At 72.0% G+C, this 21,883-nt stretch carries 27 protein-coding genes and 1 pseudogene; 10 read left to right on the top strand and 18 right to left on the bottom strand.

Annotated features, from left to right (window positions below; genetic code table 11):
• Positions 1-26 precede the first annotated feature (26 nt).
• Together rdgB and rph are read right to left on the bottom strand one after the other, a co-directional pair.
• Complete coding sequence (gene rdgB / locus AMETH_RS07130) at positions 27-635, bottom strand: RdgB/HAM1 family non-canonical purine NTP pyrophosphatase (protein ID WP_017987377.1); 609 nt, start codon at positions 633-635, stop codon at positions 27-29.
• Positions 632-1,408 (bottom strand): ribonuclease PH, encoded by a 777-nt coding sequence (gene rph / locus AMETH_RS07125; protein WP_017987376.1) that lies wholly within the window; start codon positions 1,406-1,408, stop codon positions 632-634. The genes rdgB and rph overlap by 4 nt, the downstream gene beginning before the upstream one ends.
• Positions 1,409-1,443: 35 nt before the next feature.
• Between rph and AMETH_RS07120 the strand changes: the two genes are divergently transcribed.
• From AMETH_RS07120 to AMETH_RS39040, 3 genes and pseudogenes are all read left to right on the top strand, one after another.
• A complete protein-coding gene (locus AMETH_RS07120; protein WP_017987375.1) occupies positions 1,444-2,241 on the top strand; it encodes a hypothetical protein in 798 nt (265 codons plus the stop codon).
• Between the two features lie 70 nt (positions 2,242-2,311).
• Complete coding sequence (locus AMETH_RS37765; protein WP_026153894.1) at positions 2,312-2,671, top strand: hypothetical protein; 360 nt, start codon at positions 2,312-2,314, stop codon at positions 2,669-2,671.
• Positions 2,671-3,075: pseudogene (locus tag AMETH_RS39040) on the top strand (lysylphosphatidylglycerol synthase domain-containing protein); the annotation flags it as partial. The gene AMETH_RS37765 and the pseudogene AMETH_RS39040, both read left to right, overlap by 1 nt.
• A 72-nt stretch (positions 3,076-3,147) precedes the next feature.
• Here the strand turns inward: AMETH_RS39040 and AMETH_RS07110 are convergent.
• Genes AMETH_RS07110 through AMETH_RS07100 form a run of 3 tightly spaced genes read right to left on the bottom strand, consistent with a single transcriptional unit; the run spans position 3,148 to position 5,355 of the window.
• A complete protein-coding gene (locus tag AMETH_RS07110) occupies positions 3,148-3,915 on the bottom strand; it encodes an MBL fold metallo-hydrolase (protein WP_017987373.1) in 768 nt (255 codons plus the stop codon).
• A gap of 19 nt (positions 3,916-3,934) precedes the next feature.
• Entirely contained in the window at positions 3,935-4,735 is an 801-nt protein-coding gene (gene murI / locus AMETH_RS07105; protein WP_017987372.1) for a glutamate racemase, read from the bottom strand.
• The gene (locus AMETH_RS07100; protein WP_017987371.1) at positions 4,732-5,355 is read right to left on the bottom strand and encodes a rhomboid family intramembrane serine protease; all 624 of its coding nucleotides are present in this window, start codon (positions 5,353-5,355) and stop codon (positions 4,732-4,734) included. The genes murI and AMETH_RS07100 overlap by 4 nt, the downstream gene beginning before the upstream one ends.
• A 131-nt stretch (positions 5,356-5,486) precedes the next feature.
• Here AMETH_RS07100 and AMETH_RS07095 point away from each other — a divergent pair, with 131 nt between their 5' ends.
• Complete coding sequence (locus tag AMETH_RS07095) at positions 5,487-5,849, top strand: group I truncated hemoglobin (RefSeq protein ID WP_017987370.1); 363 nt, start codon at positions 5,487-5,489, stop codon at positions 5,847-5,849.
• 52 nt (positions 5,850-5,901) lie between these two features.
• Here the strand turns inward: AMETH_RS07095 and AMETH_RS07090 are convergent, their stop codons facing one another.
• Genes AMETH_RS07090 through clpS form a run of 8 tightly spaced genes read right to left on the bottom strand, consistent with a single transcriptional unit; the run spans position 5,902 to position 10,215 of the window.
• Entirely contained in the window at positions 5,902-6,852 is a 951-nt protein-coding gene (locus AMETH_RS07090; protein ID WP_017987369.1) for a PLP-dependent cysteine synthase family protein, read from the bottom strand.
• A gap of 3 nt (positions 6,853-6,855) precedes the next feature.
• A complete protein-coding gene (locus AMETH_RS07085) occupies positions 6,856-7,134 on the bottom strand; it encodes a MoaD/ThiS family protein (RefSeq protein ID WP_017987368.1) in 279 nt (92 codons plus the stop codon).
• A gap of 54 nt (positions 7,135-7,188) precedes the next feature.
• Positions 7,189-7,605, bottom strand: a complete 417-nt coding sequence (locus tag AMETH_RS07080; RefSeq protein ID WP_017987367.1) for a M67 family metallopeptidase — start codon at positions 7,603-7,605, stop codon at positions 7,189-7,191.
• Position 7,606: 1 nt separating this feature from the next.
• Positions 7,607-8,104 (bottom strand): hypothetical protein, encoded by a 498-nt coding sequence (locus AMETH_RS07075; protein WP_017987366.1) that lies wholly within the window; start codon positions 8,102-8,104, stop codon positions 7,607-7,609.
• 1 nt (position 8,105) lies between these two features.
• Entirely contained in the window at positions 8,106-8,351 is a 246-nt protein-coding gene (locus AMETH_RS07070) for a hypothetical protein (protein WP_017987365.1), read from the bottom strand.
• Positions 8,352-8,375: 24 nt separating this feature from the next.
• Complete coding sequence (locus AMETH_RS07065) at positions 8,376-9,365, bottom strand: P1 family peptidase (protein ID WP_017987364.1); 990 nt, start codon at positions 9,363-9,365, stop codon at positions 8,376-8,378.
• Positions 9,362-9,919 carry a DUF2017 domain-containing protein gene (locus AMETH_RS07060; RefSeq protein ID WP_026153892.1) on the bottom strand — a complete coding sequence of 186 codons (558 nt, stop codon included), beginning with the start codon at positions 9,917-9,919 and terminating at the stop codon, positions 9,362-9,364. Before AMETH_RS07060 ends, AMETH_RS07065 begins: the two co-directional genes overlap by 4 nt.
• On the bottom strand, positions 9,916-10,215 hold the full coding sequence (gene clpS, locus AMETH_RS07055) for an ATP-dependent Clp protease adapter ClpS (RefSeq protein ID WP_017987362.1): 300 nt from the start codon (positions 10,213-10,215) through the stop codon (positions 9,916-9,918). The genes AMETH_RS07060 and clpS overlap by 4 nt, the downstream gene beginning before the upstream one ends.
• Positions 10,216-10,312: 97 nt before the next feature.
• Here clpS and AMETH_RS07050 point away from each other — a divergent pair, with 97 nt between their 5' ends.
• The 3 genes from AMETH_RS07050 to AMETH_RS07040 are packed head-to-tail and all read left to right on the top strand — an operon-like array spanning position 10,313 to position 12,845.
• On the top strand, positions 10,313-11,617 hold the full coding sequence (locus AMETH_RS07050) for a nicotinate phosphoribosyltransferase (RefSeq protein WP_017987361.1): 1,305 nt from the start codon (positions 10,313-10,315) through the stop codon (positions 11,615-11,617).
• Positions 11,617-12,186: a nicotinamidase gene (locus AMETH_RS07045; RefSeq protein WP_017987360.1), complete on the top strand. Its 570-nt coding sequence runs from the start codon at positions 11,617-11,619 to the stop codon at positions 12,184-12,186. The genes AMETH_RS07050 and AMETH_RS07045 overlap by 1 nt, the downstream gene beginning before the upstream one ends.
• Positions 12,186-12,845: a bifunctional 4-hydroxy-2-oxoglutarate aldolase/2-dehydro-3-deoxy-phosphogluconate aldolase gene (locus AMETH_RS07040; protein ID WP_017987359.1), complete on the top strand. Its 660-nt coding sequence runs from the start codon at positions 12,186-12,188 to the stop codon at positions 12,843-12,845. The genes AMETH_RS07045 and AMETH_RS07040 overlap by 1 nt, the downstream gene beginning before the upstream one ends.
• Before the next feature lie 4 nt (positions 12,846-12,849).
• On the opposite strand, the gene AMETH_RS07035 is transcribed toward AMETH_RS07040, so the two are convergent.
• On the bottom strand, positions 12,850-13,500 hold the full coding sequence (locus tag AMETH_RS07035) for a choice-of-anchor P family protein (RefSeq protein ID WP_017987358.1): 651 nt from the start codon (positions 13,498-13,500) through the stop codon (positions 12,850-12,852).
• A 161-nt stretch (positions 13,501-13,661) separates the two neighbouring features.
• Between AMETH_RS07035 and AMETH_RS07030 the strand changes: the two genes are divergently transcribed.
• Entirely contained in the window at positions 13,662-15,707 is a 2,046-nt protein-coding gene (locus AMETH_RS07030) for an ATP-dependent DNA helicase (RefSeq protein WP_017987357.1), read from the top strand.
• Between the two features lie 266 nt (positions 15,708-15,973).
• Here the strand turns inward: AMETH_RS07030 and AMETH_RS07025 are convergent, their stop codons facing one another.
• Genes AMETH_RS07025 through ctaD form a run of 4 tightly spaced genes read right to left on the bottom strand, consistent with a single transcriptional unit; the run spans position 15,974 to position 20,198 of the window.
• Positions 15,974-16,393, bottom strand: coding sequence for an OsmC family protein (locus AMETH_RS07025; RefSeq protein ID WP_017987356.1), 420 nt, complete (start codon positions 16,391-16,393; stop codon positions 15,974-15,976).
• A 19-nt stretch (positions 16,394-16,412) separates the two neighbouring features.
• Positions 16,413-17,168 carry a peptidyl-tRNA hydrolase gene (locus AMETH_RS07020; protein WP_017987355.1) on the bottom strand — a complete coding sequence of 252 codons (756 nt, stop codon included), beginning with the start codon at positions 17,166-17,168 and terminating at the stop codon, positions 16,413-16,415.
• On the bottom strand, positions 17,165-18,388 hold the full coding sequence (gene serB, locus AMETH_RS07015) for a phosphoserine phosphatase SerB (protein WP_017987354.1): 1,224 nt from the start codon (positions 18,386-18,388) through the stop codon (positions 17,165-17,167). The genes AMETH_RS07020 and serB overlap by 4 nt, the downstream gene beginning before the upstream one ends.
• A gap of 28 nt (positions 18,389-18,416) precedes the next feature.
• Positions 18,417-20,198, bottom strand: coding sequence for an aa3-type cytochrome oxidase subunit I (ctaD, locus tag AMETH_RS07010; protein WP_026153888.1), 1,782 nt, complete (start codon positions 20,196-20,198; stop codon positions 18,417-18,419).
• Positions 20,199-20,479: 281 nt separating this feature from the next.
• On the opposite strand from ctaD, the gene AMETH_RS07005 reads away from it, so the two are divergent.
• Both AMETH_RS07005 and AMETH_RS07000 read left to right on the top strand, forming a co-directional pair.
• Entirely contained in the window at positions 20,480-21,142 is a 663-nt protein-coding gene (locus tag AMETH_RS07005) for a phosphotransferase family protein (RefSeq protein WP_017987352.1), read from the top strand.
• 10 nt (positions 21,143-21,152) lie between these two features.
• Complete coding sequence (locus AMETH_RS07000; protein ID WP_017987351.1) at positions 21,153-21,866, top strand: maleylpyruvate isomerase family mycothiol-dependent enzyme; 714 nt, start codon at positions 21,153-21,155, stop codon at positions 21,864-21,866.
• Positions 21,867-21,883 lie beyond the last annotated feature (17 nt).

The raw sequence follows: 21,883 nt of genomic DNA, 5'->3' as shown, positions 1-21,883 counted from the left end.
GGCGGGGTGGCTCCCGGGCTCCAACCTCAGCGCCCGGCGAGCTCCCGCAGCGCCGGCAACAACGCCCGCAGGGCGCGGCCGCGGTGGGAGAACGCGTCCTTCTCCGCCGGTTCCATCTCCGCCGACGTGCGGGTCTCCCCCTCCGGCACGAAGATCGGGTCGTAGCCGAACCCGTTGGCGCCCCGCGACTTCCGCGTCAGCCTCCCCCGCCACTCGCCGCGCACCACCGTCTCCGCGCCGCCCGGCAGGACCAGCGCGGCCGCGCACACGAAGGCCGCGCCCCGGCGCTCGTCCGGGGTGTCGGTGAGCTGTGCGAGCACCAGGTCCAGGTTCGCCTGGTCGTCGCCGTGCCGTCCGGCCCAGCGGGCGGACAGCACGCCGGGCATCCCGTTCAGCGCGTCCACCGTCAGGCCGGAGTCGTCCGCGACGGCGGGCAGACCGGTGGCCGCGACGGCGTCCCTGGCCTTGGCGACCGCGTTCTCCTCGAAGGTCGCGCCCGTCTCCGGCGCCTCGGGGAACTCCGGCACGTCGGCGAGACCGACCACCTCCAGCCCCTCGACCCCCTCGGCCGCGAGGATTCGCCGCAGCTCGCCGAGCTTCTTGGCGTTGCGGGTGGCCAGCAGGACGCGGCTCACTTCGAGCCCTTCTTCTTGCCCGTGACCGGCTCCGGCAGCTCGTACGGGTACGGCTCGGCCAGCGCCGCCGTCTGCAGCCGGGTCAGCTCCGCGCACCCGGTCTGCGCCAGATCCAGCATCTTGTCCAAAGTGGATCGGGTGAAGGTCGCGCCCTCGCCGGTGCCCTGCACCTCGATCAGCGTCCCGGCGTCGGTGGCGACGACGTTCATGTCGACCTCGGCCCGCGAGTCCTCCTCGTAGGGCAGGTCCAGGCGCACGCGCCCGTCCACCACGCCGACGCTGACCGCGGACACCATCGCGGACAGCGGTTGCGGATCAGCCAGCCGGCCCGCTGCCGCGAGCCAGGTGACCGCGTCGGCCAGCGCCACGTAGGCGCCGGTGATCGCGGCCGTGCGGGTGCCGCCGTCGGCCTGGATCACGTCGCAGTCGAGCTGGATCGTGTTCTCACCGAGCGCGGCGAGGTCGATGCAAGCCCGCAGGGAGCGGCCGATCAGCCTGCTGATCTCGTGGGTCCGCCCGCCGATCCGGCCCTTGACCGACTCGCGGTCGCTGCGGTCGTGCGTGGCCGACGGCAGCATGGCGTACTCGGCGGTCACCCAGCCGAGGCCCGATCCCGTCCGCCACCGCGGCACACCTTCGCTGACGCTCGCCGCGCAGAGCACCTTCGTGTTGCCGAACTCGATGAGCACCGAGCCGGCCGGCCACTGCTGGAATCCCCGCGTGATCTTCACGTCGCGGAGCTGGTCGTCGTTCCTGCCGTCTTTTCGCACCACGCGTGCAGCGTAGAACCCCGCTACCGTGCCTGTTCATGCGCGCCGCCTTCGCGACCCTGCTCGCCTGCCTGCTGTGCCTGACCGCCGCACCCGCCACCGCGTCCACCACCACCTGCGCCGGCACGCTGACCTGCACCGCCGAGGACATCAACGGGATGACGATCGCGCAGCGCCTGGAGTTCGTGCGCGCGCTGTCGGCCGGTCCGGCGGCGGAGGTCGTCCCCGGTCACGCGCCGCGCTGGCGCAACATCGAGGGGGTGCTGGAGTTCTTCGCCGACCGCGGGCTGGGCGCGCCGGGCAGCTGGGTGTCCTATGTGGATGCCGGGATCCTGGAGGGCGTCGAGCGGGGGATCGCGCTGGCCCGCGGGGACAGCACGGACACCTTCGGCAACCCCGGTGCGACCTTGTGGGCGAGCTACCTCACCCGCCTGCGTGACGGGAGGCTGACGGCCCGTTCGGCGCACGACCGCGCGTGGAGCGAGGCCGAGCAGTCCTCCACCGAGTACGGCGTCGCACTGGCCCGGCGGGTGCACGGCATCGCCGCCACCCCGGTCGAGGAGCGCTTCTACCAGTTCTCCGAGTTCTACCGCTGGACGCTGCGCAGCCGCCCGATGCTGCTGGACCCGCTGACCCCGCCGGTCGGCCCCGGCGACCAGCGGCAGCTGACGTTCCTCGACTGGTTCACCGACGTCACCAACGACGTGCCCGCCCGCCGCGGCTCGCACCTGGCCTACGACCTCGCCGAGTTCGACGTGCCGGGCGGCACGCTGAACTTCCTGGCCCTGTTCGCCGCCTACTCCGACGCGCTGGCCGAGGACTACCTGGCGGTGTAATTCAGCACATGTTGACAAAGGCGCACCCGCGCGGAGAATTCATCATAAGGTGAATTAGGGGGTGTGCGTGATGCGGCGCAGACTCGTCCAGGCCCTCGGGCTCGCGGCCGTCCTGGCGATCGTGGTCGGGACTCTGCGCGACCGCGTCCCCTCGCCCGGGAAGATCGGTGCCGCGCTCCGCCAGGCGGATCCACGCTGGCTGGCGGTGGCGGCAGCCGCCGAGTTCGTGTCGATGGGGATGTTCGCGCGCCAGCAACGGCGGCTGCTCACCGCGTTCGGCGTGACCCTGCAGCGCCGCCGGATCCTGGCCCTGTCCTACAGCCGGTCCGCCATCTCGATCAGCCTGCCGCCGGTTCGGCCGTGTCCGCCGCCTACGCGTTCCAGCAGTTCCGGGCAGGCGGCGCGAACCGGAAGCCGGCCGCCCCGGTGATGGTGCTCTCCGGCGTGCTCTCCGCGCTGGGCCTGGCGCTGCTGTACGGGACCGGCGCCCTCGCCGCGATCCACCCGGCGGCCGCGGTGGCCCTCGTCGTGGGCGCGGTCGTGCTGGTCACGCTGGTGTCCCGGCAGTCGAGCGCGATCGCGCCCCGGCACTGGCTGCTCGCGCTCGCCGCGGCCACCGCGAACTGGCTCGGCGACCTCGTCTGCCTGGTCGTGGCGGCCCGTGCCTTCGGCATCGGCCTCGGCGTGCTCGAACTGGCCACGCTCGACCTCGCGGTGCAGCTCGTGCGACAGATCCCGCTCACCCCTGGCGGGATCGGCGTCATCGAGGTCAGCCTGCTCACCGGGCTGGTCTCGGCGGGCGCGGCGGAACCGGTCGCCGCAGCGGCGGTGCTCACCTACCGGCTGCTGTCCTGCTGGCTGATCATCCCGATCGGGCTGGCCTGCTGGGCGGCGCTGCGGCGGGCCTCAGACGTCGTAGACCGCGCCGCGCTCGACGAGCGCCGCGCCGGGGAAGACCGCCCGCGCCTCGGCGAGGATGGCGTCCCGATCGCTCCAGGGCGCGACGTGCGTGATGAGCAGCCGCTCCACTCCCGCGTCCCGCGCCAGCTCGCCCGCCTGCTTGCCGGACAGGTGCACGCCCGGCGGCCGGTCGTCCGCGTCGGTCCAGGACGCCTCGGCCAGCAGGACGTCGACGTCGCGGACCAGGTCGGCGAGCGCGTCGCAGGGCCCGGTGTCGCCGGTGTAGGCGAGCGTGCGGCCGGCGTGCCGCACCCGTAGGCCGAACGCCTCGGTCGGGTGGACCACCGGGATCGCGGTGACCTCGAACGGGCCGATCTTCACCGGCTCGCCGGACAGGGCGTGGAACTCGTAGACGTCGGACAGATCGGTCTCGGCCAGTTCCGCCTCGTTCGGGGCGTACGCCATCGCGAGCCGGACCGGCGCGTTCGCCGGGGCGTGCACCGGGAGACGGCGCGCGGTCGTGTCGTACGGCGGGGCCGGGTGGTAGCGGCGCAGCACGGTCAGCGCACTGAAGTCCGCGCAGTGGTCCGGGTGGAGATGCGACAACACGAGCGCGTCGAGGTCGAACGGGTCACGCCGCTGCTGCAGCTCGGCGAACACGCCGTTGCCGAACTCGAGACCGAGCAGGAAACCGTCCGCTTCGAGCAGGTAGCCGGACGCGGGCTGGCCAGGGCCGGGAACGCTGCCCGAACAACCGAGGATCGTCAGTCGCACGGGACAACACCCTGCCAGCTCAGGCGCTGATCGGCGAGAGCACGCCGGGTGCGAATCCCATGAAGCGCTGCGCGAGCCGGACGAACGGCTCCGGTGAGCCGGTCGCGATGAACTCGTGCTGGGGCGGCGTGTCCCGTTCGGCCAGCATGTCCTGTTCGGTGAGCACGCGGACGACGTCCTTCGCGGTCTCCTCGGCGCTGGACACGAGCGTCACGTCCGGCCCCATGACGATCTGCAGGACCCCGGCGAGCAGCGGGTAGTGCGTGCAGCCGAGCACGAGCGTGTCGACCTCGGCGCGCAGCAGCGGTTCGAGGTACCCCTGCGCGAGGCCCAGCACCTGGCGGCCGGACGTGACACCGCGCTCGACGAAGTCGACGAACCGGGGGCACGCGACGCTGGTGACCGACACGTCCCGCGCCGCGGCGAAGGCATCCTCGTAGGCGCGGGAGCGGATCGTGCCCTCGGTGCCGATCACGCCGATGCGACCGGTGTGGGTGGCGGCCACGGCCCGGCGCACGGCCGGCAGCACGACCTCGATCACCGGCACGTCGTAGCGCTCGCGCGCGTCCCGCAGACACGCCGCGGACGCCGTGTTGCACGCGATGACCAGGGCCTTCACCCCATCCGCGACGAGCTTGTCCAAGGCCGTGAGCGCGAGTTCCCGCGCCCGCGCGATGGGCAGCGGGCCGTACGGGTTGTGCGCGGTGTCCCCGACGTAGCGCAGCTGCTCGGACGGCAGCTGGTTCAGGATCGCGCGGGCGACCGTGAGGCCCCCGACTCCGGAATCGAACACACCGATCGGGGCCTCACGACTGCTCACGGCTTCGAGGGTACCGCCCGCTTCCGGCCGGCCCGCGCGGCGAACCAGGCCGCGAGAACCCCGCCGAGCGCGCCGAACAGGTGCGCCTGCCACGAGATGCCGGGCTGGCCGGGCAGCACGCCCCACAGCATCCCGCCCCAGCCGATCAACAGCACCGCGGCGAGCGCGATCTGCCAGAACGCGCGGTTGAACAGCCCGCGGACCAGCAGGTAGGCCAGCCATCCGAAGGCCAGCCCGGACGCGCCGATGGTGATCGTGCCCGGCTCCGAGGTGAGCCACACCCCGAGGCCGCTGACCAGCCAGATCGTGGCCGTCACGAGCGCCCACCGGGCGATCCCGCCCGCCATCGCGAGGAAGGCGAACACCATGACCGGCAGCGTATTGGCCAGCAGGTGCGCCCAGCTGCCGTGCAGCAGCGGCGCCCACACGACGCCGTCCAGCCCGTCTAGCGAGCGCGGCGCGATGCCGTCCGCGTCGAGCCGGTTGTCCAGCACGACGTCGACGCCCTCGACGAGGTACAGCAGCGCGGTGAACGCCAGCACCACGAGGGCGGCGGTCATCGGCTTCGCCGGCAGGACGCGCTTCGCCTGGTCGGCCTGGGGTGCGGGCAGCGTGCTCATGCCTCCACGGTACGAGCGCCGCGGGCCTGCGGAATCGGGTGAAAACCCTGAATTGACACCGGTATTACCTGGCAGAAACCGCGCTCCGGTTCGCTGGTCCCAGGTGACCACCACTGCCTGGAGGAACACGCGTGACGAGCATCTACGAACAGATCGGCGGGCAGGACGCGCTGATCGCCGTGGTCGACGACTTCTACGAGCGGGTGCTCGACGACGTCGAACTGGCGCCCTTCTTCACGGGCACGAACCTGCCGCGTCTGAAGGGCATGCAGGTCGAGTTCTTCGCCGCCGCGCTCGGCGGGCCCGACGAGTACCGGGGCCGGTCGATGAAGGACGTGCACCGCGGCCGCGGCATCGCCCAGCACCACTTCGACCTGGTCGCGAAGCACCTCACCGAGTCGCTGCTGGCCGCCGGGGTGCCGGAGGAGACCACGAACACGATCATCGGCGCAGTCGCCCCGCTGTCCGCCGACATCGTCTCGCCGAGCGCCTGAACAGCGAAAACGCCCCTCTCCCCGCCGGGGAGAGGGGCGTTCGCGCGTGGTCCTAAGCCCAGAGCTGCCCGTCGAGGCGCTCGGCTGCCTCGTCCAGCGTGCCGCTGTAGGCGCCGGTCGACAGGTACTTCCACCCGGCGTCGGCGACGATGAACGCGATGTCGGCCTTCTCGCCCTTGGCGGCGACCTTCTCGGCCGTGCCGAGCGCCGCGTGCAGCACCGCGCCGGTGGAGATGCCGGCGAAGATGCCTTCGTGCTCCAGCAGCTCACGCGTGCGGCGCAGCGCGTCGTACGCGCCCACCGAATAGCGGCCGTTGAGCACGTCCGGGTCGTACAGCTCCGGCACGAACCCCTCGTCGAGGTTGCGCAGCCCGTACACCAGCTCGCCGTAGCGCGGCTCGGCGGCGATGATCTGCACGTCCGGCTTCTGCTCGTGCAAGTACCGGCCGACGCCGACCAGCGTGCCCGTGGTGCCGAGGCCGCCGACGAAGTGGGTGATCGTCGGCAGGTCCTTCAGCAGCTCCGGCCCGGTCGTGCGGTAGTGCGCGTCCGGGTTGGCCGGGTTGCCGTACTGGTAGAGCATCACCCAGTCCGGGTTCTTCTCCGCCAGCTCCTTCGCGCGCCGCACGGCCTCGTTCGAGCCGCCCGCGGCCGGCGAGAACACGATCCGCGCACCGTAGGCCTGCAGCAGCTGCTTGCGCTCGGCCGAGGTGTTCTCCGGCATCACGCACACCAGGCCGTAGCCCTTGAGCTTCGCGGCCATCGCCAGCGAGATGCCGGTGTTGCCCGACGTGGGTTCGAGGATCGTCGAGCCCCGGCGCAGCCTGCCCTCGCGCTCGGCGGCCTCGATCATGGCCAGCGCGGGCCGGTCCTTGATCGAACCGGTCGGGTTACGGTCCTCGAGCTTGGCCCACAAGCGCACGTCGTGCGTCGGGGACAGCCGGGGCAACCCCACCAGCGGCGTGCCGCCGAGGGCTTCGAGCAGCGATTCGTACCGGGCCATGGCCTAGCGTGCGCCGCCGGCCACCGCGGGCAGGATGGTGACCGTGTCGCCGTCCTTGACCTCGGCGTCCAGACCGCCGGCGAAGCGCACGTCCTCGTCGTTGACGTAGACGTTGACGAAGCGGTGGAGCTTGTCCTCCTTGACCAGGCGGGCCTTGAGACCACCGTGGCGCGACTCGATGTCGTCGATCACCTCGGCCACGGTCTTGCCGGCCGCCTCGACCGACTTCTGACCACCCGTGTGCGTGCGCAGGATGGTGGGGATGGACACGGTCACGGCCATGGGTAACTACCTCCGCTTGGGTTTCTTCCAGGTCTGACGTCGGGCTGCCCGGCGTTATTCCGTGATCTCCACGGGCTCTTCGGTGACGACCCCGTCGACGATCCGGTAGGACCGGAACTCGTGCGTCTCGGGGTCGCGGGTGGAGACCAGCACGTAGTGCGCGTCGGGCTCGGAGGCGTAGGACACGTCGGTGCGTGACGGGTAGGCCTCGGTCGCGGTGTGCGAGTGATAGATCACGACCGGGACCTCGTCGTTCGCGTCCATCTCGCGGTAGAGCTTGAGCAGGTCACCGGAGTCGAACTCGTAGAACGTCGGCGAGCGCGCCGCGTTCAGCATGGGGATGAACCGCTCGGGGCGGTCGGAGCCCTCGGGCCCGGCGATCACGCCGCACGCCTCGTCCGGGTGGTCCCGGCGAGCGTGGGCGACGATCTCGTCGACGAGTTCACGGCGGATCCGAAGCACGACGGACATCTTACGTGCCGGACACCGGGGGCTCACAGGGTGAGACTGCGCACGCCTGTGCCAGCGCGGCCTGCGTGTAGTGCAGCCAGAAGAGCCGGACCTCGTTCTCGGTGACCGGCAGCCGGGTCCAGGCGCCGACCGTCCAGCGCGGCTTGCGCACGTACAGGGCGGGGGCGTGGGCGACCATGGTGAACCAGGCCCGCAGCCAGGCGCGGTCCAGGGTGAACACCGTCTGCCCCCGGTAGTTGAGCACCACCGCGCGCACCGCCGCGGTCAAGCTCTCCCGCATCGCCGCGCCGTGCCGCTCGCGGAACGCCTTGCTGTCGCGGATGAGCTCGTAGGCGTCCGGGAACAGGTCCTCGTCCCGCAGGCGCCGCCGGCCCCGGTAACCGGTCTCCAGCGCGGTCAGCAGGTCACGGCCGATCGCGTACAGGCACTCGGCGACGTTGGGGGACATCTCGACCAGGACGTGCCCGCCCTGCCCCGGCACGGCGTTCAGGAAATCCACCTCAGCGCCCCTGCAGCGTCGCGTGCAGGCCGAGCACCTGGAGGTGGGCGACCAGTTCCTCGGCCTGCTCCCGCCCGGCGCACAGGGTCAGTTCCGCGCGACCGTGCTCGATGACGTCCTCCACGAGTTCGAGTCCGCGCTCGAACGGCAGGCCGAAGACCTCGTGGATCGCGTAGGCGATCGACGGGGAGGAGTTCATGTGGTCGTGCACGACGACCGCCCAGGCCTGCTCTGCGCTCACGGCCATCAGATCGCTCCGTGACCAGCCGTGTTACTCGAACGCTTCCGGCCACACGTCCCGGTACGCGGGCACGCCCGCCAGGCCCACCGCGCTCACCAGCCCGTGCACGCACGCCCGCGCGAAGACCCGCGCCGCGGCCGCGCACAGTTCGTCCAGGCCGGCCGCGCGCGTGGTCACGCCGAAGGGGCCTTCGGCCGCCGGCAGGTCCCGCGCGCCCGTGGCCAGCGCGAACACCGTATCGCCGTCGAACATCGAGTGCGCCGGGCGCACCGCGCGGGCCAGGCCGTCCTGCGCCGCCACCGCCAGGCGGCGGCACTCGGCCTTCGACAGGTCCGCGTCGACCGCCACCACGCCGATCGTGGTGTTCAGGTCCGTCTCCCGGCCAGGCGCCGACGCCGCCCGGTCCGGCCAGCGCACCCCGAACTCGCCCGCCACCTCGTGGTCCGCCGCGTACGGGCGGCCGCTGTCGAACGACACCGCCTCGCCACGCGCGTTGACCACCGCGAGCGCCCCGACCACGAAGTCGCCCACGCGCTCGCTCGCCGTGCCGACCCCGCCCTTCAGCGACCCGACCGTCGCCCCCGCTCCCGCGCCGACGCAGCCCTGCTCCACCGCGGTGCCCGCCGCCTCGCAGGCGGCGTACCCGAACGACGCGTCCGGCCGGTTGCCCCAATCCGACCGCGGCAGGTCGAAGATCACCGCGCCGGGCACGATCGGCACCACCTCGTGCGGCTCGACGCCGACCTGGAACCCGCGGTCCCGCTCGGCCAGCCACCGCATGACCCCGTCCGCGGCCGCCAGCCCGTATGCGCTGCCGCCGGACAGGCAGATCGCATCGACGTACCGGACCAGGTTCTCCGGCTCCAGCAGGTTCGTCTCGCGCGTGCCGGGCGCGCCGCCGCGCTGGTCGACCGCGCCCGTCGTGCCCGGCGGCGCGAGCACGACCGTCGTCCCGGTCGCCCAGCCGTCCCCGATCCGGTGGTGGTGCCCGACCAGCACACCCGGCACGTCCGTGATCACGCCGTCAGTGCCTGGACCAGGCTTTCCTGCACCCAGGTCAGCCAGTGGTAGACGCCGAGGTGGGGCGAGCGCGGATCGTCCTCCGGCAGCTCGTCGGGCATGTCCTCGGTGACGTCGAGCGCGGTGCCCAGCGCCAGCCGGACGTCGTTGAGCGCGGACAGCCACGCGTCGGCCTGCTCGTAGGTCAGCTTCACGTCGCCGCCGTCGCGGGGCAGGGTCTCCATGACCACCGCGGCCACGCCGACCTTCGCGTCGACCAGCTCGGGCTCGTGCAGCGACCGCAGCGCGCTCGCCGAGTCCAGGACCTCCTGGCTCGGCGTGTCCGGGTCGATCTTGTGGTAGTCCGGGAGCAGGCGGGACAGCACCGGGTCGTCCGGCGACTGCGACGGGCCGGTGCGGATGCCGGTCAGCTCGGCCAGCGGGTCCTGCGGGGCCTCCTCGGCACGCGCCCGCAGCATGTCCTCGAGCTGGCTCACCAGGCCACGCAGCACGGCGGCCTCCTGCTGCTCGAAACCGGCGTGCACGCGGCCGCCCCTGCGCTGCCAGCCCCTCACGAAGTGTGCTCCATCGTCGCCCACAGTCCCGCGGCGTGCAGTTTCGTCACGTCCGCCTCGACCTTCTCCTTCGTGCCCGAGGACACCACCGCGCGCCCCTTGTGGTGCACGTCCAGCATCAGCTTGGTGGCGTGGTCGCGGCTGTAGCCGAACAGCTTCTGGAAGACGTACGTCACGTACGACATCAGGTTCACCGGGTCGTTCCAGACGATCGTCTGCCACGGCTGGTCTTCGGCGCCTGCCTCGGTGCCGAGTGGTTCAACCTGCGTCTGTTCGGATGCGACAGGCGTGGTCATGCGCCCCATGGTGTCACGGAACCGGCACTGCGTGGACCGGTGGTGGGTCTGTTCGGGTGATTCGGCCGGACGCGCAAGTACCTCATAGTCTGATCCCATGGGTTTCCCCGAGACGCACGGCAGCACCGCCCTGCTGACCGACCACTACGAGCTCACCATGCTGGGCAGCGCCCTCGCCGACGGCACCGGCGACCGCCAGTGTGTGTTCGAGGTCTTCGCCCGCCGCCTGCCCGCCGGACGGCGCTACGGCGTGGTCGCGGGCACCGGGCGCGTGCTGGAGGCGATCGCCGACTTCCGGTTCACCGACGCCGAGATCGACCAGCTCGCCGCCACCGCCGTGGTCGACGACGACACGCTGTCCTGGCTGGCGAACTACCGGTTCGGCGGCGACGTCGACGGCTACCCCGAGGGCGAGCTGTACTTCCCGGGCTCGCCGATCCTCACCGTTCGGGGGACCTTCGCCGAGGCGGTCCTGCTGGAGACCGTCGCGCTGTCCATCCTCAACCACGACAGCGCGATCGCCTCCGCGGCCGCACGCATGTCCTCGGCCGCGCACGGCAGGCCGATCATCGAGATGGGCGGCCGCCGAACGCACGAAATGGCCGCGGTCGCCGCGGCGCGCGCCGCCTACATCGGCGGGTTCGCCACCACGTCGAACCTGGAGGCCGGGCGCCGCTACGGCATCCCGACCCGCGGCACCGTGGCGCACGCCTTCATGCTGCTGCACGACAGTGAAGAGGACGCCTTCCGCGCCCAGGTCGAGAAGATGGGCACCGACACCACCCTCCTGGTCGACACCTACGACATCACCTGCGGCATCGAGACCGCGGTGCGCGTGGCGGGCCCGGAGCTTGGCGCGATCCGCATCGACTCCGGCGACGTGGGCGTGCTGGCCCGCAAGGCGCGTGAGCAGCTCGACTCGCTCGGCGCGAAGGACACCCGGATCGTGGTGTCCGGCGACCTCGACGAGCACGCGATCGCCGCCCTGCGCGCCGAGCCGGTCGACGCCTACGGCGTGGGCACATCGGTGGTCACCGGGTCCGGCGCGCCGACCGCCGGGATGGTCTACAAGCTGGTCGAGGTCGACGGCCGCCCGGTCGCCAAGCGCAGCGAGAACAAGGCCTCGCGCGGTGGTGAGAAATCCGCGCTGCGCCGCCACAAGCCGACCGGGACGGCGCTGGAGGAGGTCGTGTACGCGGCCGGTCAGCGTCCCGAGGCCGGGGAGAACGACCGCGAGCTGCCCATCCCGCTGGTGCGCGGCGGCAAGCCGGTGGACGGCCTGCCCACGCTGGAGGACAGCCGTCAGCGGCTGCGCGAGGGCCTGGTCAGCCTGCCGTGGGAGGGCCTCAAGCTCTCCAGCGGCGAACCCGCGATCCCCACCGTCTTCCCCCAGGAGGCGTGATGAGCAGGGCACTGATCGTCGTCGACATGCAAAACGACTTCTGCGAGGGCGGCGCACTCGCGGTCACCGGCGGGGCCGAGGTGGCCGCCAGGATCACCGAGCACCTCGCGCGCGGCGGTTATTCGGCCGTCGCCGCGACCCGCGACTACCACATCGACCCGGGCGCGCACTTCAGCGACAACCCGGACTACGTGCGGTCCTGGCCGCGGCACTGCGAGGCCGGGACTCCGGGCGCGTCGTTCCACCCGGCGCTCGACGTCGGGCCGATCACCGCGGTGTTCTCGAAGGGCCAGTACAGCGACGGCTACTCGGGGTTCGAGGGCCACACCGACGCCGGCGAGAAGCTCGCCGACTGGTTGCGCGAGCGGCAGATCACCGACGTCGACGTGGTGGGCATCGCGACGGACCACTGCGTGCGGGCGAGCGCGCTGGACGCGGCGGCGGCCGGGTTCTCGGTGCGGGTCCTGCTGGACCTCACCGCAGGCGTGGCGCGCGAGACCGTGGACGAGGCGCTCGAACAGCTGCGGGCCGCGGAGGTGGATCTCGTGGGCACCCCGCGGGTCGGCTGATGCGCACCGTGCTGCGGAAGCACAACAACCGCTTCCGGGAGCGGCTGGCGACCGGCCGCGTGGTGGCGATCCTGCGCGCGGATGACCCGTCGTGGTTCGCCGACGCGGGCCAGGTCCTCTACGAGGCGGGGCTCGGTGTGCTGGAGGTCGACCTGGCGACCCCGGGCGCGCTGGACGCGATCGGCGTGCTGCAGGCCGAACTGGGGCAGGACGCGCTCATCGGCGCCGGCGGGGTGCGCACGGTGGCCGCCGTGGACCGGTGCGCCGCCGCGGGGGTGGACTTCATCGCGACGACGGTCTTTTCGCCGGACGTACTGTGGCGGGCGCGGGAATACGCGCTGCCAATCGTGTGCGGCGCGCTCACGCCCACGGAGGTGGACGCCGCCTGGCGCTACGGCCCGGCCGCGGTGAAGCTCCACCCGGCGGCCACCGCCGGCGGAGCGCGGTACCTGGAGGAGGTCCAGGCCGCGCTGCCGGAGGTGCCACTCGTGCCCGCCGGCGGGGTGGAACTGTCCGATGTGGACGCCTACCTGGCCGCGGGCGCCCTCGCGGTCGGCGTCGGATCCCCCCTGTTCGGCGACGCCCTGGACGGCGGCCGCCTCGACGAGCTGGGCAAACGCGCGTCCCAGCTGGCGGCGACCGCCGACCGCTACGCCTGAGCCGTCAGAGCCCGAACGGCGAGCAGCTCGCGGACCCGACGAGGATGTCGCCGGAAGCCGGGCCGCCCTGCGGGAACAGCTTGATGTGCATGGCGTTCGTCGTGAGGCTGCCGTCGGCGGGCACCGGCACGACGAGCTCGTTCAGCACGACCTCGGCCATCGGCGGCGCGCCCGGCGTCGCGCCCGGGATGGTGATCACGTGGTTCGGCGGGATGTTCTGCGGCACCGTGATCCCGGTGACGGTGCCCAGCGACATGTAGCCGTTGCTGCCGTTCGCCGTGGTGTTGCAGCCCGCGCCGAACGTCCTCGCCTTGATCACGGGCCCGCCGAACTGCTGCAGCACGCTCGTCTCGAACCGCTGGCCGGTCACCTTCACGCTCGCCGTGCCGTCGGCGTTGCGCGTGCACGTGGTGCTGCCAAGGCCGTACTTCGTGCGGGTGCCGACGGTGATCGGATCGGTGCGGCCCTCCGCGGTGGTGTCCACGACGCACGGCGCGATCGGGTCCGCGTGGGCCGACACGCCGTCGACCGTGATGTCGACCGCACCCACCGAACCGGCGCCGGTCGCCTCGGCCTGCGCCTGCGCGGTCGCCGGCACGGCCACCACCGCCCCGAACACGGCCGCCACCGCCACCATCCGCCTGGCCCGCTCCATGAGCCGCTCCTTTCGCCGGAGAAATGCCTCCTCGACAATCGGCAGGTCGCGGCGGCACCCTGACCCACCCGGCCGGATGCCACCCGGACGAGTGGATCCCGGACTTGCCGGGAGCGGGGCGGTGGCCCGGTCTTGACGGTGGCCCCCGGTACCGTGTCCTGGTGGCCGTCCGTACTGCGTTCCCCGGTGTCAACGAGCTCCTCACGACCGCTGTCGAGGCGCTCGGCGGTGCGGAGCGCCCGGGGCAGGTCAAGATGGCCGAGGCGGTCGGCCGCGCGATCCGCACCGGCGAGCACCTGGCCGTGCAGGCGGGCACCGGCACCGGGAAGTCGCTGGCGTACCTGGTCCCGGCCATCCGGCACGCGGTCGAGAAGGACACCACGGTGGTCGTGTCGACGGCGACGATCGCGCTGCAGCGCCAGCTCGTCGACCGCGACCTGCCCCGGCTGGCAAAGGCGCTGAAGAAGCCGCTGGGCCGCATGCCGACGTTCGCGATCCTCAAGGGCCGCCGCAACTACCTGTGCCTGCACCGCCTCGACTCCGGCGCGCCGGAGGAGCCGGAGGACCCGGCCCTGTTCGACCCGTTCGCGGTGTCGCGGCTGGGCAAGGAGGTCACGCGGCTGCGCGAGTGGGCCTCCGACACCGAGACCGGCGACCGCGACGAGCTGGTGCCCGGCGTGACCGAGCAGGCGTGGCGGCAGGTGTCGGTCACCGCCAAGGAGTGCCTCGGCGTCGCGCGCTGCCCCATCGGCCAGGACTGCTTCGCGGAGCGGGCGCGCGGTGAAGCGGGCAAGGCGGACGTGGTGGTCACCAACCACGCGCTGCTGGCGATCGACGCGTTGCAGGGCTACCAGGTGCTGCCGGAGCACGACCTGGTGATCATCGACGAGGCGCACGAGCTGGTCGACCGCGTCACGTCGGTCGCGACGGGCGAGCTGACGTCGTCGGCGGTCGCGGTGGCCGTGCGGCGCTGCGGGAAGCTGATCGACGCCGACACGGCCGACCGGCTGCAGGAGGCTTCCGAGGGCCTGGCGATGATCCTGGAGGACATGCCGGCCGGGCGGCTGGACACGCTGCCGAAGGCGCTGGGCGGCGCGGTGGCCGCGGTGCGGGACGGCGCGCACGCGTGCCTGAGCGCGCTGGGCTCGGACCGCAAGGAGGACGTCGAGGAGGCCACCGCCCGCAAGCTCGCGCGCTCGCAGCTGGAGGAGGTGCACGACACCTCGGTGCGGCTGCTCGACGCGTTCGCCGAGGACACCGCGCACCAGCGGGACGTGGTGTGGCTGTCCAACGACAAGTTCTCGTTCAGCAGCAGGCCGCCGATGCTGCACGTGGCGCCGCTGTCCGTGGCCGGGTTGCTGCGGGAGCGGGTGTTCGCGCAGAAGACGACGGTGCTGACGTCGGCGACGCTGGCGCTGGGCGGCGCGTTCGACACGCTGGCGCGGCAGTGGGGGCTGCCGCCGTCGCAGGCGCGGGTGGTCGCCGCGGAGGGCACGGCGACGGAGAAGGCCCCGCCGGCGGACGACGACGAGCTGAAGTGGTCCGGCCTGGACGTCGGTTCGCCGTTCGACCACCGGCGCAACGGGATCCTCTACATGGCCAAGCACCTGCCGCCGCCGGGCCGCGACGGTCTCGGCGAGAAGACGCTGGACGAGATCGCGTCGCTGATCGAGGCCGCTGGTGGCCGGACGCTGGGCCTGTTCTCGTCGATGCGCGCGGCGAAGCAGGCGACCGAGGAGCTGCGGGACAGGATCAGTTTCCCGATTCTGTGCCAGGGCGAGGACACCACGTCGCTGCTGGTGACGAAGTTCGCGGAGGACCCGCGGACCTGCCTGTTCGGGACGTTGTCGCTGTGGCAGGGCGTGGACGTGCCGGGGCCGTCGCTGCAGCTGGTGATCGTCGACCGGATCCCGTTCCCCCGCCCGGACGACCCGGTGTCGTCGGCGCGCCAGCGGGCGGTAGAAGCCCGCGGCGGCAACGGTTTCCTGACGGTGGCGGCCACCCACGCGGCGCTGCTGCTGGCGCAGGGCACCGGACGGCTGCACCGCTCGGTCGGTGACAAGGGTGTGGTGGCGGTGCTGGACTCCCGCCTGGCAACGGCCCGCTACGGCGGCTTCCTGCGCTCCTCACTCCCCCCGTTCTGGCCGACGTACGACCCTGAGGTGGCGAAAGCAGCGCTCAAACGCCTGGACGCCGCCGCCAGCTGACCCCGCGCACTCGCGCGCCCCACCCTCAACGCCGCGGGTTCTACCTCCAGCCGCGCGAGCTCCACACTCACCGCCGCGAGTCCCACGCTCAGCCGCGCGAGTTCTGCCTCCAGCGGCGCGAGTCCCACGCTCGGCGGCGCGAGTAAGCAGCGCGAGTTCCCCGCCCGCACCGCGAGCTCCGCGCTCGGCCCGCGGCGAACCATCCCCGACGCGGGCCGAACGCTCACGTGAGGGCCTGCGTCTCCAGCCGCCAGTCCCCGCCTGCCCTACCGGCGCGAGCCGTCCTCCGGTCCACCGGCGAACTCCTCCGTCACCGGGATCCCCTTCTTCAGCGTCCGCGACACCGTGCACAACCGCTCGATCGCACGGTCCACCGCGGCCACCACCTTGTCCCGCTCGTCGTCCGCCAGTGTCGACAGGTCGACGTCGAAGAGCACGTGCACCGCGTCCAGTTCGGACGCCCCCTCACGGCGGTCGGCGGTCACCGCCACACGCAGCGGCGCGTCGGTCCGGCGCGTGATCAGCTCCTCGGCCGTCACCGCGGCGCAGCCGGCCGCCGCGATCTGCAGCAGCTCCGCGGGAGAGAACGACCCGGGCGCGCCCTTCCGCCCGATCCGCACCGACGCGCCACGCTCGTTGCGCCCGACGAACTCGTGCTCGCCCTCGCGGCGGACGTCCAGGCTCACACGCACTCCTCGATCGGGGTCAACGCCACTGGGCAAGGACCGTGACGGTTCCGGGGTCGACCTCGGTGAACCCGGCGTCCCGCACGGCGACGACCCGCCGCTCGCGCCAGGCCGCCGCGGGGTCGTCTCCCGGGTGCAACTGCTTCCACTGGTCAACGGTCGCGGTCCGCACCGCGCACGCGTAGCCCCGCTCGGCCCACGCGGCCAGTTCGTCGTCGCCGAGGAGCGACGCGAGGATCATCGTGCCGTGGCCGACCTGGGCGGCCGCCTTGCCGACGGTCATCGCGACCTCGGGGTTGAGCAGCAGCAACGGCAGGTCGTCGGGGGCCGGACCGGGCTCGTCGGGCGGCAGGTCGCTGCCCGAGATCTGCAGGCGGCTGATCTCCTTCGGCACGTCGACCACGCGGCCCGGCACCAGCGCGCGGACCTCGGCTCCCTCGACCGAAACGGTCACGCCAGGGAAGTCCTGCGCCGCGACCCAGTGCGCGCCCCGCGCACGGCGGGCGACCTTCCGGATGTGTCCGGCGACCCAGTCGTGCACCGGCTCGTGCCACTCCCTGCCCGGCTGCGCGCGTTCGTCCAGGCAGACGGCGAGCGCCGCGGTGGCAGCGGCTTCGAGCAGCGGGGTGCGCGACGGCGGTTCGGCCTTTTCCAGTCGCAGGATCACCGGCATCGCCCGGACCTGCTCGGGCGAGGCCTCCGGCAGCGCGGTCTCCTCCGCGGGCAACCCGAGCCAGGTGGCGTACCGGGCGGCCAGCGGGTCGAGAACGCTCATGGCCGGGCGAGCGAGAGGCCGTCGGCCGCGTCGGCGGCCTCGACCTCCGCGCGGCTGACGCCGAGCACGAACAACACGGCGTCGAGGTACGGGTGGGACAGCGCGGTGTCCGCGACCTCGCGCAGCGCGGGCTTCGCGTTGAACGCCACCCCCATGCCGGCCGCCTTGAGCATGTCGATGTCGTTGGCGCCGTCACCGACCGCCACGCACTGGGCGAGCGGGATGCCGTAGTGGTCGGCGAACCGGCGCAGCGCCGTCGCCTTCCCGGCCCGGTCGATGATCTCGCCGACAACCCGGCCGGTGAGCTTGCCGCCCACCACCTCCAGCTCGTTGGCGGCGACGAAGTCGAGCCCGAGCTGGTCGGCGATCGGCTGGATGATCCGGGTGAACCCGCCGGACACGACACCGCAGCGAAACCCGAGCCGCTTGAGGGTCCGGACAGTGGTGCGCGCGCCCGGAGTCAGCTGGATCTGCTCGCCCACCTCGTCGAGCACCGACTCGGGCAGCCCGGCCAGCAGGCCGACCCGCCGTTCGAGCGACTCGGTGAAGTTCAGCTCGCCGCGCATGGCGGCCTCGGTGATCTCGCGGACCTTCGGCTCGACCCCGGCGTGCGCGGCCAGCATCTCGATGACCTCGCCCTGGATGAGGGTCGAGTCCACGTCGAACACGATCAGGCGCTTGGCCCTCCGCGCGAGCCCGCCGCGCTCGATGGCGATGTCCACACCGCCTGCCGACGCGACGTCCGCGACCGCGGCTCGCAGCTCGGTGTCGGCCTGCTCGGTGTCCTCCGCGACCGACAGGTGCACCTCGAGCCCGGTGACCGGGTAGTCGGCGATGCGCCGGATCGCGTCGATGTTGGCACCGAGCGCAGCCAGCCTGCCTGCGAAGTCGGTGAAGGCCCGGGCGGTCAGCGGCCGCCCGAGGATCACGGCGACGTGCGTCGAGCCCTGCCGGGCGGGGGCGAACGGGTCCTCCCCGATCTCGTCCCCGACCCGAACGTCGACATGCATGGCCACGCTGGCCATCGCCTGCTCGACGGACTCCTGCAGGCCCTCCGGATCGTCGGCCACCGCGACCAGCACACCCAGGGTGAGCCGGCCGCGGATGACGACCTGTTCGACGTCGAGCATCTCGACACCGTGCCGCGTGAGAGCCGCGAAGAGCACCGACGTGACGCCCGGCTTGTCCGGACCGGTCGTTGTGATCAGCACCGGCGTCATGGTCTCGTTCCCACCCGGAGGCCGCGGATCACTGCTCGCTCGCGTTGTCCTTGTCGTGGTCGCCCGGGATGACCGCGTCGGTGAGGGCCTGCGACGGGGCCTTGACCCCGGCGTGGACCTTCGGCTTGCCGAAGAAGCCGATCTCACCCTCGTGGTGCATCCGCTCGACCATGTGCGGGTAGTGCAGCTCGAACGCCGGGCGCTCGGACCGGATCCGGGGCAGCTCGGTGAAGTTGTGCCGCGGCGGCGGGCACGAGGTGGCCCACTCCAGCGAGTTGCCGTAGCCCCACGGGTCGTCCACCGTGACGAGCTCGCCGTAGCGGTAACTCTTGAACACGTTGTAGATGAACGGCAGGGTCGACGCGCCCAGGATGTAGGCGCCGATGGTCGAGATCGTGTTCAGCGTGGTGAAGCCGTCGCTGGCCAGGTAGTCGGCGTAGCGGCGCGGCATGCCCTCGGCGCCCAGCCAGTGCTGCACCAGGAACGTGGCGTGGAAGCCGAGGAACGTGGTCCAGAAGTGGAGCTTGCCCAGCTTCTCGTCCAGCATCCGCCCGGTGATCTTCGGGAACCAGAAGTAGATGCCGGCGAAGGTCGCGAACACGATCGTGCCGTAGAGCACGTAGTGGAAGTGCGCCACCACGAAGTAGCTGTCCGACACGTGGAAGTCGATGGCCGGGGCGGCCAGCAGGATGCCGGTCAGACCACCGAACAGGAAGGTCACGAGGAAGCCGACCGAGAAGATCATCGGCGTCTCGAAGCTCAGCTGGCCCTTCCACATGGTGCCGATCCAGTTGAAGAACTTGACACCGGTCGGGACCGCGATCAGGAAGGTCATGAAGGAGAAGAACGGCAGCAGCACGGCGCCGGTGGCGTACATGTGGTGCGCCCACACCGCGACCGACAGCGCCGCGATGCCCAGCGTCGCGAAGACCAGACCCTTGTAGCCGAAGATCGGCTTGCGCGAGAACACCGGGATGATCTCGGAGACGATGCCGAAGAACGGCAGCGCGACGATGTACACCTCGGGGTGCCCGAAGAACCAGAACAGGTGCTGCCAGAGGATCACGCCGCCGTTGGCCGGGTCGAACACGTGCGCCCCGATGTGCCGGTCGGCCATCAGGCCCATCAGCGCCGCGGTGAGGATCGGGAAGGCGAGCAGCACCAGGATGCTGGTGACCAGGATGTTCCAGGTGAAGATGGGCATCCGGAACATGGTCATACCGGGCGCGCGGAGGCACACGATCGTGGTGACCATGTTGACCGCGCCGAGGATGGTGCCCAGACCGGAGACCGCGAGGCCGGCGATCCACATGTCCGCGCCGATGCCCGGCGAGTGGATGGCGTCCGACAGCGGGGTGTAGGCGAACCAGCCGAAGTCGGCCGCGCCACCCGGGGTCAGGAAGCCGGAGACGGTGATGATGCCACCGAACAGGTACAGCCAGTAGGAGAAGGCGTTCAACCGCGGGAACGCCACGTCCGGCGAACCGATCTGCAGCGGCATGACGAAGTTCGCGAACCCGAACAGGATCGGGGTCGCGTACAGCAGCAGCATGATCGTGCCGTGCATGGTGAACAGCTGGTTGTACTGCTCCTGCGACAGGAACTGCTGCCCTGGGCGCGCCAGCTCGGTGCGAATCAGCATCGCCATCGCGCCGCCCACCATGAAGAAGGCGAACGACGTGACCAGGTACATGATGCCGATCTGCTTGTGGTCCGTCGTGCGGAACAACCGCAGCAGCAACGAACCCTTGGCCTCCTGTCGCGCCGGGTACGGACGCGTGACAATCGGCTGCGGGGCTACGGCTGTCACTCCTGCCTCCAAGATCCTCTTCGGTGTGTCAGCGGCCGCGGCGAACGCGACCAGTCCGGATCGTATCCCTCGCCCCCGACACAGGTGCGCACCGGCTGGGAAGATCACGCCATGAGAGACCGCCACACGACCGCCGCCGGGGCGGCCGCGGTCGAGGTCGGGCAGCGGTTCCGGCTGCCCGCCGAGCACCCGGAAGTGCTGGCCACGCGGTCGAACGTGCTGGTGAGACTGGGTGCGGTCGTGGCGAGGGTGCCCGGGACGACGCTGGTCGCGCGGCCCGGGTGCTCCAGTCGCTGGCCCGCGAAGTGGCACTCTCGTCGTTCCTCGAGATGCGGGACGCGCCGGTCGTGCCGCCGTTCGAAAGCCCAGGTCCGCACGTCGCGAACGGTCTTCCGGTCACATTGTGGCGTTTCACACGTCACGACCCGAATCACGTCTTCGCCCCCGGCGAGGCGGCCTGGTCGCTGGCCGCACTGCACGCCGCGCTGCGGGATTTCCCCGATCCGCTGGACGCGCCGGGACCGCTGGCAGAGGCCCGTTCCTGGATCTCGCGGTTCGACCTGCCTGCGGAGCTGGCGGACGAGGTCGACGCCCTCGAGGCGGCGCTGCCGGACGGCCCGGCGCAGCCCCTGCACGGCGACGCGCACCCGGGCAACCTGCTGGCCACGGCGAGCGAGCCGCACTGGCTCGACTTCGAGGACACCTGGGCCGGGCCGGTCCTCTGGGGCCTGGCATGCCTGGCGCTGACCACGCGGCTGGACGGCCGCGCCGCGGTCGCCGCGTACCCGGGCGCGCCGGATCCCGACGAGCTGGCGCCGTGGCTGAGGCTGCGCGACCTGTTCGGGGTGTGCTGGCGGTTCGCGATCGCGCGCCGGTTCCCGGAACGGTTGCCGGAAGTGCAGGCTGACCTGCGGCGATTCAAAACTGTCGGTGGGTCCCGCTAGCTTTCCCGGCATGGAGAAGCCCGGGTACCTCACGGCGTTGCGCAGGGACGGCGGCCGCTTGGCGGAAGCGGTGCGAGACCTGCGTGCGGCGGTGCCTGCGTGCCCGGGCTGGGACGTGGCCGAGCTGGTCTGGCACACCGGCGAAGTCCACTGGTTCTGGCGGCAGATCGCGTCCGGAGCGGTTCCCGGGCCGGACGACTACCGGGAGCCGCCGCGGCCGGCGGACGACGAGCTGGTGACGTGGTTCGCCGAGGGGGTCGATGCGCTGGCGGGCGCCTTGGCCGCGCTCGACCCGGCCGAGCCCAGGTGGACGTGGGCGGAGCGGAAGGACGCGGGGTTCATCCAGCGCCGGATAGCCCAGGAGACGGCGGTGCACTGCTGGGACGCGCTGTCGGCGGCAGGGCGGGACGAACCAGTCGAGCGGGAGCTCGCGGTGGACGGGATCGACGAGTTCCTCCGGTTCTTCCTCCCGGACGCCCCACCGGCCGGCTTCCGGGCGGACGTGCACCTCCACGCGACGGACGGTCCGGGCGAGTGGCTGGTCCGGCCGTCCGGCGCGAACTGGTCGGTGACGGGCGAGCACCGCAAGGCCACGGCGGCGGTGCGCGGGACGGCGTCGGACCTGTTGCTGCTGCTGTGGCGCCGGAAGGGTCCCGAAGAGGTCGAGGTACTCGGCGACGCCGGGCCCCTGGAGGAGTTCGTTGATGTTTCTCAACTGAATTAGCCGGGTGGGCTGGAGCG

The sequence above is a fragment of the Amycolatopsis methanolica 239 genome, assembly GCF_000739085.1.
Lineage (GTDB): Bacteria > Actinomycetota > Actinomycetes > Mycobacteriales > Pseudonocardiaceae > Amycolatopsis_E > Amycolatopsis_E methanolica.
The sequence above is the reverse complement of the archived record's forward strand: the minus strand, read 5'-3'. Positions and strand labels throughout refer to the sequence as shown.

Coding starts and splice junctions, on each gene's coding strand:
- AMETH_RS07120 (WP_017987375.1), top strand. CDS start 1,444: ATGCGCGCCGCCTTCGCGACCCTGCTCGCCTGCCTGCTGTGCCTGACC.
- AMETH_RS37765 (WP_026153894.1), top strand. CDS start 2,312: ATGCGGCGCAGACTCGTCCAGGCCCTCGGGCTCGCGGCCGTCCTGGCG.
- AMETH_RS07100 (WP_017987371.1), bottom strand. CDS start 5,355: ATGAGCACGCTGCCCGCACCCCAGGCCGACCAGGCGAAGCGCGTCCTG.
- AMETH_RS07090 (WP_017987369.1), bottom strand. CDS start 6,852: ATGGCCCGGTACGAATCGCTGCTCGAAGCCCTCGGCGGCACGCCGCTG.
- AMETH_RS07085 (WP_017987368.1), bottom strand. CDS start 7,134: ATGGCCGTGACCGTGTCCATCCCCACCATCCTGCGCACGCACACGGGT.
- AMETH_RS07080 (WP_017987367.1), bottom strand. CDS start 7,605: ATGTCCGTCGTGCTTCGGATCCGCCGTGAACTCGTCGACGAGATCGTC.
- AMETH_RS07070 (WP_017987365.1), bottom strand. CDS start 8,351: ATGGCCGTGAGCGCAGAGCAGGCCTGGGCGGTCGTCGTGCACGACCAC.
- clpS (WP_017987362.1), bottom strand. CDS start 10,215: ATGACCACGCCTGTCGCATCCGAACAGACGCAGGTTGAACCACTCGGC.
- AMETH_RS07050 (WP_017987361.1), top strand. CDS start 10,313: ATGGGTTTCCCCGAGACGCACGGCAGCACCGCCCTGCTGACCGACCAC.
- AMETH_RS07045 (WP_017987360.1), top strand. CDS start 11,617: ATGAGCAGGGCACTGATCGTCGTCGACATGCAAAACGACTTCTGCGAG.
- AMETH_RS07040 (WP_017987359.1), top strand. CDS start 12,186: ATGCGCACCGTGCTGCGGAAGCACAACAACCGCTTCCGGGAGCGGCTG.
- AMETH_RS07035 (WP_017987358.1), bottom strand. CDS start 13,500: ATGGAGCGGGCCAGGCGGATGGTGGCGGTGGCGGCCGTGTTCGGGGCG.
- AMETH_RS07020 (WP_017987355.1), bottom strand. CDS start 17,168: ATGAGCGTTCTCGACCCGCTGGCCGCCCGGTACGCCACCTGGCTCGGG.
- serB (WP_017987354.1), bottom strand. CDS start 18,388: ATGACGCCGGTGCTGATCACAACGACCGGTCCGGACAAGCCGGGCGTC.
- AMETH_RS07000 (WP_017987351.1), top strand. CDS start 21,153: ATGGAGAAGCCCGGGTACCTCACGGCGTTGCGCAGGGACGGCGGCCGC.